General features: G+C 68.0%; 14 protein-coding genes. 9 read left to right on the plus strand and 5 right to left on the minus strand.

Annotation, left to right across the window (positions count from 1 at the left end; all coding sequences use genetic code 11):
• Positions 1–187 precede the first annotated feature (187 nt).
• The 4 genes from M4578_RS00700 to M4578_RS00715 all read right to left on the minus strand — a co-directional run bounded on the left by M4578_RS00700 (position 188) and on the right by M4578_RS00715 (position 7,625).
• Positions 188–1,870: a hydantoinase B/oxoprolinase family protein gene (locus tag M4578_RS00700; RefSeq protein ID WP_258091513.1), complete on the minus strand. Its 1,683-nt coding sequence runs from the start codon at positions 1,868–1,870 to the stop codon at positions 188–190.
• 157 nt (positions 1,871–2,027) lie between these two features.
• A complete protein-coding gene (locus M4578_RS00705; RefSeq protein ID WP_258091514.1) occupies positions 2,028–4,085 on the minus strand; it encodes a hydantoinase/oxoprolinase family protein in 2,058 nt (685 codons plus the stop codon).
• Complete coding sequence (locus M4578_RS00710) at positions 4,082–6,793, minus strand: molybdopterin-dependent oxidoreductase (protein ID WP_258091515.1); 2,712 nt, start codon at positions 6,791–6,793, stop codon at positions 4,082–4,084. Before M4578_RS00710 ends, M4578_RS00705 begins: the two co-directional genes overlap by 4 nt.
• Complete coding sequence (locus M4578_RS00715) at positions 6,783–7,625, minus strand: FAD binding domain-containing protein (protein WP_258091516.1); 843 nt, start codon at positions 7,623–7,625, stop codon at positions 6,783–6,785. Before M4578_RS00715 ends, M4578_RS00710 begins: the two co-directional genes overlap by 11 nt.
• Before the next feature lie 339 nt (positions 7,626–7,964).
• Between M4578_RS00715 and M4578_RS00720 the strand changes: the two genes are divergently transcribed.
• The 9 genes from M4578_RS00720 (at position 7,965) to M4578_RS00760 (ending at position 16,887) form a co-directional block, all read left to right on the plus strand.
• Positions 7,965–9,404, plus strand: a complete 1,440-nt coding sequence (locus M4578_RS00720; RefSeq protein WP_258091959.1) for a 6-hydroxynicotinate reductase — start codon at positions 7,965–7,967, stop codon at positions 9,402–9,404.
• Positions 9,401–10,264, plus strand: coding sequence for a UPF0280 family protein (locus M4578_RS00725; protein WP_258091517.1), 864 nt, complete (start codon positions 9,401–9,403; stop codon positions 10,262–10,264). Before M4578_RS00720 ends, M4578_RS00725 begins: the two co-directional genes overlap by 4 nt.
• Complete coding sequence (locus tag M4578_RS00730) at positions 10,257–10,841, plus strand: amino acid synthesis family protein (RefSeq protein WP_258091518.1); 585 nt, start codon at positions 10,257–10,259, stop codon at positions 10,839–10,841. The genes M4578_RS00725 and M4578_RS00730 overlap by 8 nt, the downstream gene beginning before the upstream one ends.
• On the plus strand, positions 10,838–11,416 hold the full coding sequence (locus tag M4578_RS00735; RefSeq protein WP_258091519.1) for an amino acid synthesis family protein: 579 nt from the start codon (positions 10,838–10,840) through the stop codon (positions 11,414–11,416). Before M4578_RS00730 ends, M4578_RS00735 begins: the two co-directional genes overlap by 4 nt.
• Positions 11,417–11,622: 206 nt before the next feature.
• A complete protein-coding gene (locus M4578_RS00740; protein ID WP_258091520.1) occupies positions 11,623–12,831 on the plus strand; it encodes an ABC transporter substrate-binding protein in 1,209 nt (402 codons plus the stop codon).
• Positions 12,832–12,934: 103 nt separating this feature from the next.
• On the plus strand, positions 12,935–14,791 hold the full coding sequence (locus M4578_RS00745) for an ABC transporter permease (protein ID WP_258091521.1): 1,857 nt from the start codon (positions 12,935–12,937) through the stop codon (positions 14,789–14,791).
• Positions 14,791–15,561: an ABC transporter ATP-binding protein gene (locus M4578_RS00750; protein ID WP_258091522.1), complete on the plus strand. Its 771-nt coding sequence runs from the start codon at positions 14,791–14,793 to the stop codon at positions 15,559–15,561. The genes M4578_RS00745 and M4578_RS00750 overlap by 1 nt, the downstream gene beginning before the upstream one ends.
• The gene (locus M4578_RS00755) at positions 15,554–16,255 is read left to right on the plus strand and encodes an ABC transporter ATP-binding protein (RefSeq protein ID WP_258091523.1); all 702 of its coding nucleotides are present in this window, start codon (positions 15,554–15,556) and stop codon (positions 16,253–16,255) included. The genes M4578_RS00750 and M4578_RS00755 overlap by 8 nt, the downstream gene beginning before the upstream one ends.
• 185 nt (positions 16,256–16,440) lie before the next feature.
• A complete protein-coding gene (locus M4578_RS00760) occupies positions 16,441–16,887 on the plus strand; it encodes a MarR family winged helix-turn-helix transcriptional regulator (protein ID WP_258091524.1) in 447 nt (148 codons plus the stop codon).
• Positions 16,888–17,287: 400 nt separating this feature from the next.
• Here M4578_RS00760 and M4578_RS00765 read toward each other — a convergent pair whose 3' ends face one another.
• Entirely contained in the window at positions 17,288–18,562 is a 1,275-nt protein-coding gene (locus M4578_RS00765; protein ID WP_258091525.1) for a hypothetical protein, read from the minus strand.
• Positions 18,563–18,635: the final 73 nt, after the last annotated feature.

Genomic DNA, 18,635 nt, shown 5'->3' on the forward strand with positions numbered 1-18,635 from the left:
GCGGGTGACAGACAAAAAAGCCTGCCGGATGGTCCGGCAGGCTTTTTTGTTGCTCTGTCTCTTTCGCGAGCACGTCGCCGAGAGGTCCGGCGTGCTCCTGCCCGCGGCCAGCGCAGCGTGCCGGGTGTCGGGCATGGTTTGCCCTTCATGGCGTGACAGTCCCGCGCGCCGCCCCGGAGGCCGGAACTCACCCTGCGCCGAACAGCCGCTCCGCCTCTTCCGCGCTGTAGCGCCCCAGCCGCACATCCTCCTCCACCAGCGCCCTGTCGCGCGCCGCCGGATCGCCGTAGCCGCCGCCGCCCGGCGTCTTGACCCGCACCCGGTCGCCGGCACTCAGCGCAATGTCCTGCGCCTTCGAGAGATGCTCCGGCGTGAATGTCTCGCCGCTCCGCGTCACCGCGACCTCGTTCACCGCGCCGTCGCCGCCGCCCAGCACGCCCTGCGGGCCGAACCGCCCGTGATCCATCACGAAGCTCGCCCGCGCCGTGCCCCTGAGGATCTCCACCTCGTAATCCAGCCCGAACCCGCCGCGATGCGCCCCGGCCCCGCCCGAGCCCTCGCGCAGCGCGTAGCGGTGATAGAGCACCGGGAATTGCTGCTCCATGATCTCCACCGGCGGCGCCTTGGAAATGCCGATGGTCGAGCAGCCGTTGGAAATACCGTCGCCCCCCGCATAGCCGCCATAGCCGCCGCCCGAGATCTGATACATCACATAGCTCTGCCCGGTCTCGGCCACCTCGCCGCCCAGCGCGAAATTGCCCGAAGAGCCCGCCGGCGACGCGCTCACCCTGTCGGGCAGCGCGTCCACCAGCGCGGCAAACACCGCCTCGGCGATACGCTGGCTGACCTCCGCCGCGCAGCCCGAGACCGGCCGCGGATAATGCGCATCGAGGAATGTGCCCTCGGGGCGGATAATTTCCAGCGGCTCGAAGGCCCCGGCGCTGATCGGCACATCGGGAAAGATGTGCCGCATGGCGAGATAGACCGAGCTGTGCGTGGTCGCCAGAACCGAGTTCATCGGCCCGGCGCAGGGCGCGCTGGACCCGGTGAAATCGAAGGTCAGCTTTTCCCCGTCGGCGGTGATCGCAAGCCGGATCTCCAGGGGGTCGTTCACCACCCCGTCGCTGTCGATCCAGGCCGTCGAGCGATAGACGCCCGGCGGAATCGCCGCGATCTGCGCCCGCATCTGCTCGGCGGCACGGCGGCGCAGCTCGGCAATGGCCTCGCGCACGGTGTCGTCGCCATAGCGGTCGAGCAGCCGCGTCAGCCGCGCCTGCCCCACGTAAAGCGCCGCCGCCTGCGCCTTCACATCGCCGATGCGCTGATCGGCGACGCGGATGTTGGAGCAGATGATCGCGTAGATCTCCGGATCGAGCTCGCCCTGCTTGAAGAGTCGCACCGGCGGCAGGCGCAGCCCCTCCTGTTCCACCGCCGTGGCGCTGGCCGAGAACCCGCCGGGCACCGCGCCGCCGGTATCGGGCCAGTGGCCGGTATTGCTGAGCCAGCAGAAAATCTCGCCCCCGCGCCAGACCGGCATGGCAAAGCGCACATCCATCAGATGGGTGCCGCCGAGATAGGGGTCGTTGACGATATAGATGTCCCCCGGCCGCGGCGCCGCGACGCGCCCCTCGGCGATCATCTCGATGATCTTGCGGGTGGAATGCTGCATGACGCCGACAAAGACCGGCAAGCCTTGCGAGCCCTGCGCGATCAGGCTGCCATCCTCGGCGGCATAGATTCCGTCCGAGCGGTCGTTGGCCTCGGCGATCACCGGCGAAAACGCGGCGCGGGAAAAGCTCAGATCCATCTCGTCGCAGACCTGTTGCAGCCCCGACTGGATAACGGTGAGGGTGATGGGATCGAGACTCATGACCTTCCTCCAAAGGATCGCCCGGCCACAGGGGCGCGCCGTGCGTATTTGGAAAGAGAAGAAGACAGGGGCGCCTCTTTGCCCCTTCTTCTCTTTGACAAATACGCATGCGGCATCGGCCATGGCAGGGTCGCGGGTCCGGTCGAGGGCGCGGCGCTCATGATCCGCCCCCCAGCGTGACGATCAGATTGCCGTCGCCATCCTGGGTGGCCCGGTCGCCCGGTTCCAGCACCAGCGTGCAGTCCATCTGCTCGACAATCGCCGGGCCGGTGAGCGTGGCCTCGGGCGGCAGAAAATCGCGCCAGTAGACCGGCGTGTCGGTCCAGCTCTCGAAATAGACCCTGCGCGTGCCGGTCCGCGCCTCGGCCAGCGTGGCCTTGCGGCCCGCCGCGTCGATCAGCGCCGAGAGGTCGATCTCCGGGCGGCGGCCGATCACCGAGGTGTTGAGATTGACCAGCGCCGGGCGGATTTCCGGCAGGCGCACCTGGAAGCGGCGGAAATAGGCCTCCTCGAAGAGCGCTTGCAGATCGTCGCGTGTGGGCGTGGCGGAGGCGAGCGGGACGCGCAGCAGATGGGTCTGGCCGATGAAGCGCATCTCAACCGAATGGGTCACGTGCAGCTCGGCGATCTCGACCCGCTCGCGGGCGATGGCGGCGCGGCCCTCCCCGGTCTGGCGTGCGAAGAGCGCATGCACCTCCTCCATGTCGCAGACATCGAGCGGCTTGTTCACCGTGGCGACGTAATCGTGGCGCAGATCGGCGACGATGCAGCCCAGAGCGTTGGTGATGCCCGGGCGCGCGGGCACCAGCACGCGCGGCACGCCCAGCTCGCGGGCGATGGCGCAGGCATGCAGCGGCCCGGCGCCGCCGAAGGCGAAGAGCGCGAAATCGCGCGGGTCTTCGCCCAGCGAAACGGAGACCATGCGCACCGCATCGGCCATCTTCGCCGTGGCGATGCGCAGCACCGCCGCCGCCGCCTCTGTCGCATCGAGCCCCAGCCGGTCGCCGAGCGTTTCGGCAAAGGCGGCGCGGATCGTCTCCAGCGACACCCCTCCGGCGCCGGTGTTCAGCCGCTCCGGGTTCATCCGTCCAAGCAGCATATTGGCATCCGAGATTGTCGGCTCCGTGCCGCCCTTGCCGTAGCAGATCGGTCCCGGCACCGAGCCCGCGCTTTCCGGCCCCACCTGCAACAGCCCCGCCGCATCGACCCGCGCGATGGAGCCGCCGCCCGCGCCCACGGTGCGCACATCGACCATGGGCACATGGATCGGCATGGCGTATTCGATCTCGATCTCGTGGCTCACCGCCGGGTCGGCGCCCCGGATCATCGCCACATCGGTGCTGGTGCCGCCCATATCGTAGGTCAGCAGGTCCGGGATGCCCGCGCGGCGCCCGGTATAGGCCGCCGCCATCACGCCGGAGGCCGGGCCGGACATCACCGTCTTGGCGGCCTCCTCCGCCACCACCCGTGCCGAGACCATGCCGCCATTGCCGTTCATCACCAGCAGGTCGCGCCCGTAACCGCGCTCCGACAGCCGGTCGGCCAGCCGCTCCACATAGCGGCGCAGCAGCGGCTGCACCGAGGCGTTGACCGCCGCCGTCACCCCGCGCTCGTATTCGCGGCTTTCCGAAATCAGCGCGTGGCCGAGGGTGATATTGCCGTTGGGCCAGATCTCGCGGGCGATCTCTCCGGCGCGGATCTCATGCGCGGGGTTGGCATAGGCGTGCAGGAAATGAATCACCAGCGCCTCGCAGCCCTTTTCCACCAGTGCGAACAGCGCGACGCGCAGGGCGTCTTCGTCGAGCGGCAGATAGACGCTGCCATCGGCCAGCAGCCGCTCGGGGATCTCCAGCCGCAGGTCGCGCGGGATGATCGGGCGGAACTGGCCGGTCATGCCATAGGCATGCGGCCTTGTGCGGCGGCCGAGCTCCAGCACGTCGCGGAACCCCTGCGTGGTGATCAGCCCGGTCTTGCAGAGCCGACGCTCCAGCACCGCGTTGGTGGTGGTGGTGGTGCCGTGCACGATGAGATCCAGCGCGGCGGCATCGACCGAGGCCGCATCCAGCGCCGCCAGCACCCCCATCGCCTGATTGTCGAGCGTGGTCGGCACCTTGGCGAGTTTCACCGCCGCGGCGCGGCTGTCATAGAACACCAGATCGGTGAAGGTGCCGCCCACGTCGATCCCGGCAAAGGCGCCGGTCAGCTCGTCTGTCATGTGGTCCTCGACAGGATGGCCGCGCGGATCTTGTCCGGGGTCGCGGGCAGATGGTGGATGCGCGCGCCCGTGGCATGGGCGATGGCGTTCAGCACGGCGGGCGCGGTGGGGATGAGGCAATGCTCGCCCAACCCCTTGGCGCCGTAAGGCCCGTGCGCGTCGCCGCTCTCGACGATCAGCGTGTCGATGGGGGGCACGTCGCCGATGGTGGGGATGAGGTAATCGTGCAGGTTCTCGGTGCGGCCCGGCAGGAATTCCTCCATCAGCGCCATGCCGATGCCCTGCGCCACGCCGCCCTCGATCTGGCCCTCGACCAGCAGCGGGTTGATGGCCTTGCCGACATCATGCGCCGCCACAATACGCCGCAGCTTCACCGTGCCAAGCGCCATATCGACCTCCAGTTCGCAGATCTGCGCGGCGGTGCCGAAGACGGCGTAGGGGTCGCCCTGCCCGTTCGCGTCGAGCGGCGTGGTCGGTGGATCGTAGCTCTCGATAGCCTCCAGCGCATAAGGCGCGCCCGGCGGCAGCTCGACCCGCACGGTGGTGCCCCCGTCGGTGAGCAGGATGCCCTCTTCGGTGAACGCAATCTCGGCGGCGTCCGAGACATTGCCCAGCCGCAGGATCTGCGCCCGCAGCGCTTCGCCGCAAAGCCGGGCGGCATTGCCGGAGATATAGGTCTGGCGGCTGGCAGATGTCTTGCCCGCATCGGGGGTGATGTCGGTATCCGGCCCCACCCGCGTCACGGCGGAGACCGGCACGCCCAGGGCCTCGGCAAAGATCTGGGTGATGACCGTGTTCGAGCCCTGCCCGATGTCCACCGCACCCTGATGCAGCATCAGCATGCCCTCTGCCGTCACCCCCGCGCGGATGGTCGAGGGGTTCGACATCGAGGTGTTGCCGCAGCCATACCAGCCCGCCGCCACGCCGACCCCCCGCTTGCGGTCCTCATGGCTGGCGTTGAACGCCGCCACCTCGGCTTGCGCCCTGTCCCAATGCGGTTTCAGCGCGTCGAGACAGGCGTCGATGCCCATGCCGGTGTCAAAGACCTGCCCGGTCACGGTCGGATCGCCGTTCACCAGGCAGTTGCGGCGGCGGAAGTCCAGCCGGTCGAGGCCCAACTTTTCGGCCAGCATGTCGTAGAGCTGCTCCTGCGCCAGCGCCGATTGCGGCACGCCGAAGCCGCGAAAGGCCCCGGCGGGCGCGGTGTTGGTGTGAATCCCCGCGCTTTTCGCCTGATAATTCGGCGTCCGGTACGGCCCGCTGGCGTGGATCGGCACGCGGTTCGCCACGGTCGGCCCCCAGCTCGCATAGGCGCCGGTGTTGAACACGCCGTCAAAGCGTGCGGCGACGATATGGCCATCGGCATCGGCGCCGATCTCCATCACCATGTCCGAGGGGTGGCGCTTGGTCGAGGTCGAGATCGACTCGCCCCGCGTATAGGCGATGCGGACCGGGCGGTTCAGATGCCAGGCGGCCAGTGCCACATAGGGCTGCGCGGTGAGATCCAGCTTGGAGCCGAAGCCGCCGCCCACCGCCGTGGGCAGGATGCGCACCGCCTCGGGCGCGAGCCCCATGATCGTGGCGATGCCGTCGCGGTTCATATAGGGCGCCTGGGTGCAGCAGGAAATCTCGATCCGGTCCCCGACCCGGCGGGCCGAGGCCGCCTCGGGCTCGATATAGCCATGCTCGATGAAACCGGTGGAGAAGCGGCCCGAGACCACATGCGCGGCACCCTTCAGCGCGGCATCGGCATCGCCGCGCGCCACATAGCCCCGGCACATGACGTTTTCGGCGCGGCTCTGGTGCAGTTGCGCGGCGCTCTCGGCCCCCTCCGGGGTGAGGATCGCGGGCCGTTCCTCCCACTCGACCGGAAACGCTGCCATGGCGTCGAGCGCCTCCTGCGTGCCGACCACCGCCGCCACCGCCTCGCCCTTGAATCGCGCCTCGCCCTCGGCAAAGACCGGCTGGTCTTCGAAACCGGGGATGACGCCGAAACGGTTCTCGCCGGGGATGTCGGCGGCGGTGAGGATCAGGTCGAGCCCGTTGGCCTCGCGAAACGCCTCAAGATCGCCGAAACGAAAGGTCGCCCGGTGATAGGGCGAGCGGATCACCCGCACCACCAGCGCGTCGCTGGGCGCCACATCATCACCGAAGCGCTCCTCGCCGGAGAGTTTAGGCCCGCCGTCGAGCCGAGCGATGGGCGCGCCCACGCCGCCCTCGGTCAGCGGTTCGGTGCCGGACGCATCGAGCACCGCCGCGACGATCTTGCGATACCCCGTGCAGCGGCAGAGCACGCCACCGAGCGCATCCGCGACATTCTCCTCGCTCAGTGCCGCCCCCGAGCGCAGCAGCGCCACCGCCGAGACCATCATGCCGGGCGTGCAGATCCCGCATTGCGCCGCCTGATGGCGCTGAAAGCTCTGCGCCAGCCGCGCCGCGTCGCGATCCGCCGCCACAAGCCCGGCCTGGGTTTCCACCGCGCAGCCCTGCACCTGCCCCGCCGCCATCAGGCAGGAACAGACCGGCGCGCCATCGACCAGCACCGTGCAGGCGCCGCAATCGCCCGCGTTGCAGCCGACCTTGACGTCCTTCGCCCCGGCCACCTCGCGCAGCACATCCGACAGCCGCGCCGTGGCCTCGGCGGGCACGGTGACCTCGGCGCCGTTGAGGACAAAGCCGATATGGCCCTGCGGTGCATCAAGCGACATGAGCGGCCTCCTCTGCCATGGCGTCCACGAGCGTGCGGGTCACAAGTATGCGAACCGCCTCGTCGCGATAGGCCGCCGGCGCCCGGACATCGCCGATGGGCGCCAGCTCTGGAAACGGATAGTCCTGCGCGATTTCGGGCACGTCCGAAAGGCGCTTGCCGCTCAGGACGGATTCCAGATCGGGCAGCCGCCGCGCCGCCGGCGAACAGGCGCCCACGGCGATGCGCGCGCGCGCGATGCGGCCCGCCTCCGTCTCGACCGTCGCCGCGACCATGGCGATGGAGATCACCAGATAGCGCCGCGCCCCGAGCTTGCGAAACGCCCCCCGCCCTTCGGCGGCGGGCACATGCACCGCGGTCACGATCTCGCCCGGGCGCAGCGCGGTGGCGCGCGGGCCGGTGATGAAGGCGTCGAGCGGCAGCCGCCGCGTGCCCGTCTCCGATTGCAGCGCGACCTCGGCATCCAGCGCCAGCAGCGCCGGCACCCCGTCCGCCGCCGGAGAGGCGTTGCAGAGATTGCCCGCCACCGTACCCGCGTTCTGGATCTGCACCGACCCGACCTCGCGCGCGGCGGCCCGGAGCCCGTCGAAGAGCGGCGGCAGATCGGCCCGCAGCAGCTCGCTCCAGGTGGTCGCGGCGCCGATACGCCAGCCCTCCGGCCCGGAGGTCACGCCGCGCAGCCCGGCAACGCGCGTCAGATCGACCATCTCGCCGGGCGGCGGGCCATCGCGCAGCGCCGGATATAGATCGGTTCCACCCGCCAGCACCACCGCTCCGGGCGCCCGCATCAGGGCCAGCGCGGCGTCGAGCGATTCGGGACGATGCAAGGACATGGCGAGTCTCCGGGCTTGTCGCTTGGACGAGTCTTTTCATTCGTATGCAAACGAAGATACCCGCAGCCTATGAGCGCGGCGCGGAACCTGTCAATCCGCTTGCACGCGGCATGCCCCGCCGCCGCGCGGAATGCTGAAATTCTCACCACGGCGCCGGCCCGCCCCCGCCCCCGCCCTGCCGCCGCTTGACAGAAAGCCCCCGAACATGCGTTCGTATACAAACGAATTGACGCCACCAGGCCAGCGACAGGAGCCCGCGACGTGACGGCTGAGACGTCTTCAGTGAACCGCAGCGGCCCGGACCGTCCGGAGAAGATTCGCTGCGACGCCTGCCCGGTGATGTGCTTCATCGCCGAGGGCCGCGCCGGCGCCTGCGACCGCTACGCCAACGAGGGCGGCACGCTGGTGCGGCTCGACCCGCTGACCATCCTGCAAAACCGCGCCGACGAAGACATCGCGCTGGTCCCGTTTCTCGAACATGAATGGGACGGCGACATCGTGTCGGGCGAAGAGACCTTCATCACCGCAGTGGGCTCCGGCACGACCTATCCCGATTACAAGCCCGCGCCCTTCATCGTCGCCTCCAAGGCGGCGGATGCGGATATGATCACCGTGGTGACCGAGGGGATCTTTTCCTATTGCGGCGCCAAGGTGAAGATCGACACCGACCGGCATCTGGGCAGCGAATGCGCCTGGGTGCGCGCCGAAGGCGAGGTGATCGGCCATGTGACCACCTCGGAATACGGCAGCCAGATGCTGAGCCTCGGCGGGGTCAATCACCTCACCGGCGGCTCCAAGAAAGAGGGCCGCGCGACCTGCGCCGCGCTGCTGGCGCTATGCAATGGCGAAAGCGTCGCGCTGAGCATCGACAATGGCGCAGAGCTGGAGATTGCCGCCGGGCAGGCACCGGTGGTCAATGGCCAGCGTGAAGAGCGCATGCGCGTGGGCTGCGGCTCGGCCACGGTGGGCATGTTCGCGGCGCAGTGGAAGGGGCTGGTGGACGAGGTTGTCGTGGTCGATGATCATATCACCGGCGTGATGTCCGAACATCAGGCGGGCAAGGTGATCGGCTGGCGCCCCACGGGGATCAAGATCAACGGGCGCCGCTCCACCCCGGGGCGCTATTTCCAGGTGGCCGAGCCCGGCACCGGCTGGGGCGGCACCGATCTGACCGACCCGCTGACGATCCTGGGGCCGTGGAAGACCGGAATCGCCTGGCCCGGCCTGTCGCTGCTCATGGTCTCGACCACCGGCGAGCACGCCGCTTATTACGAACTGGATGACGATCTGCGCCCGGTTCAGCAGGAGATGCCGGCGCGGTTGCGGCCCTCGGTCCGGCGGATCGAGGAGAATTGCGAACCCTCCTTGGCCTCGGTGCTGTTCATGGCCGGCGCCGGCGGCTCGCTGCGCTCCGGCGTCACCGAGAACCCCGTCGGCCTGACGCGCTCGGTGCAGTCGCGGCTCACCCGGGTGACCTGCGGCGGCGCGCCGGTGATGATGTGGCCCGGCGGCGGCATCACCTTCATGTCGGACGTGACGCAGATGCCGAAGAACGCCTTCGGCTACGTGCCGACCCCGGCGCTGGTCGCCCCCATCGAATTCACCATGACGCGCGCCGATTATCAGGCGCTTGGCGGACATATGGATTACGTGATGCCGCTGGAGGACGCACTGAAGGGCGTTACCGGACGGCAGAGCGATCACCGGCTCTCCGGACGCCGCGCCGAAAGCCGCAAGTCGGGCGCGCCCTGGCCGCTGCCCGGGGAGCGCCGGGAATGAGCTTTCACGAGGCGCCCATCGTGCGGATGGCCCGGGATGGCCGGATGCGGCTGAGCCACGGCCCCATCGACGTGATCGTGACCGCCGAGGGCCCGGCCGAGGCGGCCCGCGCCGCGCTGCGCCGGGCGCATGTGGCTTTCGATCCGGTGCTGAACGATCTTTGCGCCGAACTGCCCCGGCTGCGCGCGGCGCAGGGGCCGGCGCCACGCGGCGCCGTCGCCCGCCGGATGCAGCGCGCGACCGATCGTTTCGCGCCCGCCTTCGTGACGCCGATGGCGGCGGTGGCCGGGGCGATCGCCGATCACCTGCTTGCAGCGATGCTGATCCCCGGCCACGGGCTCGAGCGCGCGCATGTGAACAATGGCGGCGACATCGCGCTCTGGACCGGCGCCGCGCCGCTGCGGCTGGCGGTCTGCGAAGACCCGCTGACCCGCGCCCCCGGCGCCCGTGCCACCATCGCCGCCGGCGCCGGCATCGGCGGCGTGGCGACCTCGGGCTGGCGCGGGCGGTCCCAGTCGCTGGGCATCGCCGATGCGGTCACCGTGCTGGCGCGCGACGCGGCGCAGGCCGATGCCGCCGCCACGCTGATCGCCAATGCGGTGGACCTGCCCGGCCACCCCGCCATCGCGCGCCGGCCCGCCTCGGCCCTCGCGCCCGACAGCGATCTGGGCGACCGCCCGGTCACGGTCGCGGTCGGCCCGCTGGGCGCGGCCGAGATCCGCAAGGCGCTGGACGCCGGGCGGACATTGGCCGAAGAGTACAGCAGCCGGGGTCTCCTCCATGCCGCCTGCCTTGCGCTGGCCGGCGAACGGGTGGTGCTCGGGTCCATGATTGCCGAAAAGGAGCCATGCCATGGCTGACGTCAAACTCCGCAAGACGCTGATTCAGGTCGAGACCATCTATCACGAGGGCGGTCCCGCCCCCGAGGTGCCGCAGAAACGCGCCGCCGCGCTTGCGGTCATCGAAAACCCCTTCGCCGGCGGCTACACCGAGGACATCGCGCCGTTCATGAAGGATCTGGAACCCCTGGGGGTGCAGATGGCTGGCGAGCTGATCGCCGCGCTCGGCGGCGACGCGACGGCAATCGAGGGCTATGGCAAGGGCGCCATCGTCGGGGTGAACGGCGAGGTCGAACATGGCGCGCTCTGGCATGTGCCCGGCGGCTATGCGATGCGCGATTCCATCGAGAAGAGCATGGCCATCGTGCCCTCGACCAAGAAGGTCGGCGCGGCGGGCACACGGCTCGACGTGCCGGTGACCCATACCAACGCCTCTTACGTGCGCTCGCATTACGATGCGGTCGAGGTCGGCATCCCCGACGCCCCGCGCCCCGACGAACTGGTGCTGGTGCTGGTGATGACCACCGGCGGCCGGGTGCATGCCCGTGTCGGCGGCCTGACGAAAGAGGACGTCAAGGGCGAGGACGGATTGCGGTGAAACTGCGCAAGATCATCACGCAGGTCGAGGAGACCCGCTCGGAGATGGGGCGGGCGGTGACGCCGCCCGCCCGCCGGGCGCTCGCGGCGGCGGTGATCGAGAACCCGTTTGCCGGGCGCTATGCAGAGGATCTGTCGGAGCTGATCGACACCGGCGCCACGCTGGGCGATCTGCTGGGCCGCGAGGCGCTGGCGGCGCTCGGCTGCGGCGCGCAGGCGGTCGAGGGCTATGGCAAGGCCGCGCTGGTGGGCGAACTGGGCGAGCTGGAACATGCCGCCGCCCTGCTGCACCCCAGGCTCGGCGCGCCGCTGCGCGCGGTGCTAGGCGGCGGCAAGGCGCTGGTGCCCTCCTCCAAGGCCATCGGACGCGCGGGCGAGATTCTCGATATTCCGCTGGGGCACAAGGACGCCGCCTATGTGCGCAGCCATTTCGACGGCATGCGGCTGCGCCTGCCCGACGCCCCGCGCCCGCGCGAGATCGTGGTGGCGGTGGCGTTGCAGCAGACCGGCCGCCCGCTGCCCCGCGTCGGCGGGCTGCGACATGACGAGGTCCTTGGCGAGGACGGGCTGCGATGACCGTCTGCGCGCCACCACAGGCCCTTGGCGCCGCTTCGCGCCGCGCCCGGCTTGCCTGGCCGGCGGCGATCGCCCAAGCTCGGGGCGGACGCCCCGTCCCGACCCGCCGCCCGTCCGGCGCCCCTTTCAGAACCCGATACCCGGCACAAAGACCGGATCATCCCAGGGAGCCCCGAGGGCCCCGACCAACAGGAGAGTGATACGCGATGAACCTGATGAGACGCACCGTGCTGGCCACGGCCGCCGCCCTGGCCCTGACCCCTGCCGCAGCTTTTGCGCAGGACACGATCAAGGTCGGCGAGATCAACCATTACAAACGGATGGCCGCCTTTGCCGAGCCCTACAGGAAGGGCATCGAACTGGCGCTGAGCGAGATCAACGCCGATGGCGGCGTGCTGGGCAAGGATCTGGAATTCATCTTCCGCGACGACCAGGGCGACCCCGCCGAGGCGGTGAAGATCGCCGAAGAACTGATGACCCGCGACGGCGCGGTGATGTTCACCGGCTCGATCCTGTCCAACGTCGGGCTGGCGCTGTCGAGCTTCGCCAACGAGAAGAAATATCTCTACCTCGCCTCCGAGCCGCTGGCCGACACGCTGGTGTGGAAATCCGGCAACCCCTACACCTTCCGCCTGCGCGTCTCGACCTGGGTGCAGGCCGCCATGCTGGCCGAGGAGGCCGCCAAGACCGACGCGGTGACCTACGCCACCATCGCGCCGAACTACGCCTATGGCACCGATGCGGTCGAGGCGTTCAAGGCCAACCTCAAGATGCTGAAGCCCGAGGTGGAATTCGTCGCCGAGCAATGGCCGGCGCTGTTCAAGATCGACGCGGGCGCCGAGGTGCAGGCCATCGAACGCGCCAAGCCCGACGCGATCTACAACGTCACCTTCGGCACCGACCTTGCCAAATTCGTGCGCGAGGGCACCGACCGGGGGCTGTTCGACGGCCGTCCCGTCTACGGGCTGCTGACCGGCGAGCCGGAATATCTCGAACCGCTGGAGGACGAGGCGCCCGAGGGCTGGTTCGTCACCGGCTTCCCCTGGTACGGGTTCGAGGACGGCACACCGGGCAAGACCTTTGTCGATGCCTATGAGGCCTTTACCGGCGAGACGCCGAAGATCGGCTCGCTGGTGGGCTACATGACCGCGCAGAGCATCGCCGCCGCGATTGCCAAGGCGGGCGCCACCGATACCGAGGCGCTGCGCATGGCCTTCGAGGGGCTCGAGGTCGAAAACACCCCCATCGGCACGCTGCATTACCGCGAGATCGACAACCAGTCGACGCTGGGCGCCTGGACCGGCACCACGGCGGTGGTGGACGGCAAGGGCGTGATGGTCGATTGGACATATAACGACCCCGCGCCCTACACGCCCTCCGACGAGGACATCAAGGCGATGCGCCCCGCCGAGTGACACGCTTCGCCTCGCAGGGGGGACGGCTACCGCCCCCCTGCGAGGAAAGCCCGCAAGGGCTTGACGAGCACCGCCCCACCGCGCCTGCACGAAAGTCCCTCCCATGGCCTTCTTCTTCGCCCAGTTCCTCACCGGGCTTGCCAATGCCGCCGCGCTGTTCCTCGTGGCCTCCGGCCTGTCGCTGATCTTCGGCGTTACCCGGATCGTGAATTTCGCGCATGGCTCCTTTTACATGCTCGGCGCCTTCATCGGCATCGTGCTGATGGATCTGCTGCCCGGCCATGTCGACTTCTGGGGCGCGATCCTGCTCACCGGCCTTGCGGTGGGGCTCATCGGCGCCGTGGTCGAGATGGTGGTGCTGCGCCCGATCTACCGCGCGCCGGAGCTCTTCCAGCTTGTCGCCACCTTCGGGGTGATCCTCGTCATCCAGGATCTGGCGCTGATGATCTGGGGCGCCGAAGACCGGCTCGGCCCCCGCGCCCCCGGCCTGCGCGGCGTCTGGCGGATCTTCGGCGAGCCGGTGCCGAAATACGACATCGTGCTCATCGCCATCACCCCCTTCATCCTCTTCGCGCTCTGGTATCTCATCGCCCGCACAAGGCTGGGCGTGCTGGTGCGCGCCGCCACGCAGGACCGCGAGATGGTCGGCGCGCTCGGCGTCAACCAGGCCTGGCTCTTCACCGGGGTCTTTGCGCTCGGCTCGGCGCTGGCGGGGCTCGGCGGCGCGCTGCAACTGCCCAAGGGCGGCGCCGATCTGCTGATGGATTTCAACATCATCGGCGCGGTCTTCGTCGTGGTCGTCATCGGCGGCATGGGCTCCCTGCCCGGCGCCTTCATCGCCTCGGTGCTGATTTCGGTGCTGAACGTCTTCGGCGTGACCTACCTGCCGCAATCGACGCTGGTGCTGATGTATGTGGTCATGGCCGTGGTGCTGATCGTGCGCCCCTACGGCCTTCTGGGCCGCGAGGAGGTCGCGGGCGAACACGGTCAGGTCGGCGCGCCGGAAACCCCGATCCGCCCCTACGGCCCCAAGGGCATGGCGCTGGTCGCCGCCCTGCTCACCCTTCTGGCGCTGCTGCCCGCCTTTGCCGAGCCCTTCGTGCTGACGCTGGTGGTCGATATGGTGGTCTTTGCGCTGTTCGCCGCCAGCCTGCATTTCATCCTCGGCTCCGGCGGGCTGGTCAGCTTTGGCCATGCGGCGTTTTTCGGTGGCGGCGCCTATGCGGCGGCGCTGCTGGTCTATCACACCGGCACGCCGATGGAGCTGGCCTTTCTCTTCGCGCCGCTCGCCGCCGGGCTGCTGGCGCTGGGGATCGGCTGGTTCTGCATCCGCCTCACAGGCGTCTATTTCGCCATGCTGACCTTGGCCTTCTCGCAGCTCGTCTGGAGCCTCGCCTTCCAGTGGCGCTCGGTCACGCGCGGCGATGACGGGCTGGTCAATATCTGGCCCGCCGACTGGCTGAACGGCAGCGTACCCTATTACTATTTCGCGCTGGCCTTTGGCGTCGGCGGCATCCTTTTCCTGCGCCATGTCATTCACGCGCCCTTCGGCTACGCCCTGCGCGCCGGGCGCGACAGCCCGCGCCAGGCCGAGGCCACCGGCATCGACGTGAAGCGCGTGCAATTTGTGGCCTTCGCGCTGGCGGGCGCCATGGCGGGGCTCGCGGGCGGGATCTTTGTCTTCTCCAAGGGCTCGGTCTTCCCGACGGAGCTGGAGATCGCCAAGAGCTTCGACGCGCTGATCGTGGTCTTTCTCGGCGGGGTGAAGACGCTGGCGGGGGGCGTCGTGGGCGCCAGCTTCATGACCGTGGTCGAGGACTGGCTGGTGCGGCTGGAATACTGGCGCCTGCTGCTGGGGCTGGTGATCATCGCGGTGGTGATCGTGATGCCCGAAGGCATCGTCGGCACCCTGCGCACGCTCTGGCGGCGCATCCGCCACAGCGATGAGGAGGCGGTCTGATGTCCGAGATCCTGCGTGTCGAAAACCTCAGAAAGAGCTATGACGGCTTTCTCGCTGTCAACGGCGTGTCCTTCGCGGTGGCGAAGGGCGAGCTGAAGGCGCTGATCGGCCCCAACGGGGCGGGCAAATCCACCTGCTTCAACATGCTCATGGGGCAGCTCAAACCCAGCGCCGGCGAGGTCTATCTCGACGGCCAGCGCATCACCGGCAAGCGTCCGCGCGAAATCTGGCGGCGCGGCGTCGGGCGCACCTTCCAGATCACCGGCACCTATCAATCGATGAGCGTGATCGAGAATGTGCAGATGGCGCTGATGAGCCACCACAAGCGGATCTTTTCCATCGCGCCCCGCGCCTGGAAGCTCTACCGCGACGAGGCGTTCGAGTTTCTCGACACCGTGTCCATGGCCGATCAAGCCGACCGGCCCTGTTCGGTGCTGGCCTATGGCGATCTCAAGCGGCTGGAGCTGGCGATTGCACTCTGCCACCGCCCGCGCCTCTTGCTCATGGACGAGCCCACGGCGGGCATGGCGCCCTCGGCGCGGATCGAACTCATGCAGCTGGTGGCCGACATCGTGCGGGATCAGGGCGTTTCGGTGCTCTTTACCGAGCATGACATGGACGTGGTCTTTGCCCATGCCCATCACATCATGGTGCTGAACCGGGGCGAGCTGATCGCCGACGGCTCCGCGACCGAGGTGCGCAACAACCCGCAGGTGCAAGAGGTCTATCTGGGCGGCGGCACGCTCTTCAAGGAGGACGCAAATGCTTAGCGTCGAGCGCATCCACAGCTATTACGGCAAGGCGCATATCCTCAACGACCTGTCCTTCGAGGTGCGGCGCGGCGAGGTGGTGGCGCTGCTGGGCCGCAACGGCGCCGGCAAATCCACCACGATGAAATCGGTGATGCAGCTGGTGCGCCCGCGTCAGGGACAGGTGACGTTTCAGGGCCGTGAGCTGGTGGGCGAGCCCGCCTTCCGCGTCGCCAAATGCGGCATCGGCTACGTGCCCGAGGACCGGCGCATCTTCACCGATCTGACGGTACTTGAGAACCTTGAGGTGGGCCGCCAGCCAAAGCGCGAGGACGCGCCGTTCTGGACGCAGGAGCAGCTCTTCGAGATCTTCCCCAACCTTTTCGAGCGCCGCGCCAACCGGGGCAAGCACATGTCGGGCGGCGAGCAGCAGATGCTGACCATCGCGCGCACGCTGATGGGCAACCCGGCGCTGCTGCTGCTCGACGAGCCTTCGGAGGGCATCGCGCCGGTGATCGTCGAGCAGATGGCCGAGACCATCAAGACGCTGAAGGCCGAGGGGCTGACGGTGATGATCTCGGAGCAGAACCTGCATTTCGCCCGCGCCGTGGCGGATCGCGCGATCATCATCGAGGGCGGGGAAAAGAAATTCGACGGCAGCTTTGCCGAGCTGGAGGCACACCCCGAAATCCGCGACGCCTATCTTTCGGTCTGAGGCGGGTCTGGCGCCCCCTATGAGATCGAGGAGCGCGTCGCATTCGACCGCAAGGAGAGCCAGGCACACCCCCCGCAAGGAATCGCCCACAACGCATGCGGCCTTCGTCGCTAACACGCCGCTGCGGCATTGCCCTCGGACGACATTAACGCTAGGGCAACCCACCGAACAGGAGACCGTAGCCCTTGAACGATTTCCCCAAAGCCCGCACCAGCGCCGAGCACGGCTATCTGCTGGACGAACAGATCGGATTTCTGCTGCGCAAGGCCTATCAGCGCAACTCCACCATCTTTGCCGAGACGGTGCCGGGCAAGCTGACGCCGACGCAGTTCTCGGTGATGCACCGGCTGGCCGAGGACGGACCGATGTCTCAGAACCGGCTGGGCCGTTCGGTGGCGATGGACGGCGCGACCACCAAGGGTGTGGTCGACCGGCTGATCGCGCGTGGGCTGCTGCGCACCGCCCCCGACCCCGATGATCGCCGGCGCCATCTGGTCTCGCTGACGGCGCAGGGCGTGGCGCTGATCGACGAGGCGGTGGAGGCGGCGATCGAGGTCAGCGCCGAAACCCTGGCCCCGCTGCGCGAACGCGAGCGCGAGACGCTGCTGCGGCTTTTGAAGAAGCTGGGGTAACGCGCTGTTTGCAGGTCGGACAGAACAGGGTGTCTGTCGGTCCGCCCCGATAAATGCGCCGCACATCCTGCAACGGTCGCACAGGGCGCCTCTGCGTGGACGACGGCAGGGCTGGCTCTGAAGGGGGGAGCTCCAGGTTGAAAGGAGTGCCCGCAGGGGCCTAAACCGGCGCGAAGGCCCGCAGATGACAACACCGCCAGGGCTGCCGTATCGCCCGCTCCCGGCATTGAGGCGGAAGGTGCGCCTGCTCTGCGTGACGAGTGGGCCGCATCCCGTTTCCTGAGTAGAAACCGCCCTTGGGCACACGCGGCCCGGCCCGCAGGTCCTATCTTCGGGTCCTGACGCTGCCCAACACCTCCCCCGCGTGATCGACAGCGTGCCGTGGATTTTGCGACGGACCTCAGAGGTCCGGCGCGACCTTTCGCGACGACTTCTGAAGGCTGAGATTCTCCGCGATCTCCTTTTCCAGCGTCTTCTTCCGCTCTCCCCAGATGTCCGTGCGAACCGGATCGTAGGCATACATCGAGGCGGTCATGGTCTTGAGCAGCCCTTCATCGCTCGGATGGATGTGGTAGCGGATCGAATAGCTGCATGCAGCGGCCACGCGCAGCTTCATCACCTGAACCGCATCCACAACCCTCACGGGCTGGCCCTCCATGATTTCCTGTAAAGTGGTCTTGAGCTCCTTCTGCTCGAGCAGGACATAGCGGGAATCCGTCCGATCGGAATCGAACCGCGACTGGCAGGTGCTGCCGGCCTGACTGTCGAGGAGCTGGCCCTGAGCGTTGAAATGCCACTCATAGACGGATCCGGCCCCGGAACGGCGCGTGATGGTCGGCGTCCCGTAGGTGGAACCCAAAGCCTCCTGGACCGCCTCATATCTTGGCGCTTCATCTGCCAAAGGCTCCTGGCGACGCAGCACGGCAACGACGCGGCCATTGACGCCATAGACCCCCAAGTGATCGAGAGAGACGGAACCGGCCGTATCGGGCAGATCGCGCGGCTCGGTCAGCTGAACATAGGTCGCGCCCTCGAAATAATTGGTTTTCCGGAAACCCATCATGCCAATAGAGGTTTCCGAAAATCTGGAAAGCCGACCGCGATCCCGGAACACGCTGTACCCGTCGACATCGGCGGCCGTGGTCGGCATGGGCTGACCGAGCGTGACCCCCTTGATGGTCGCGACGGACGGCACCGTCTCGATCCAGCCGGCCCCCATGTTCCCCGACAGGAAGGGTAGCGTGACCGGCTTCTGCATCGTGTCGATATTGAAGGTCAGGCTTTTGTCATCGTTCCGGACGGCCTCGAACTTGCCGGTCTCGCAGGTGCCCCTGCCTTGTTCCGAGACATAGGTTTCCGCCGTCTCCGGATCGACCACCTGCGTGCACTTCCACATCGTGCCATTGATGTCGACCTGAACCCCCTCCTGCGTCACCGAAACGAGGAAATCGGCATATCCCATTCCGATGGACAGTTTGGCGCCATATTCGCCCTCAGCCGTTTCGATGATGGACTGAAGGGATTGCGCCTCTAGCGCGGCAGGTGGGTTTTCATCCTGCTGCTTCTCGGTCTGACGCTCCTCAGTCGTTGTGATGAAGGGCTTAAAGGCTTGCGCCTGAGCATTCGAAGCGGCGGCTGCGAACAGGAGAAAAGCGGTGGTCTTCAAGTATTGCATGGGAACCCTAGACACTTTCTGAGCATGCATTCGTCAATGATTATTGAATGCTATCAAACCGCTTTGATGGCCA

This window comes from Salipiger pentaromativorans (assembly GCF_024721115.1).
Classification (GTDB): Bacteria; Pseudomonadota; Alphaproteobacteria; order Rhodobacterales; family Rhodobacteraceae; genus Salipiger; species Salipiger pentaromativorans.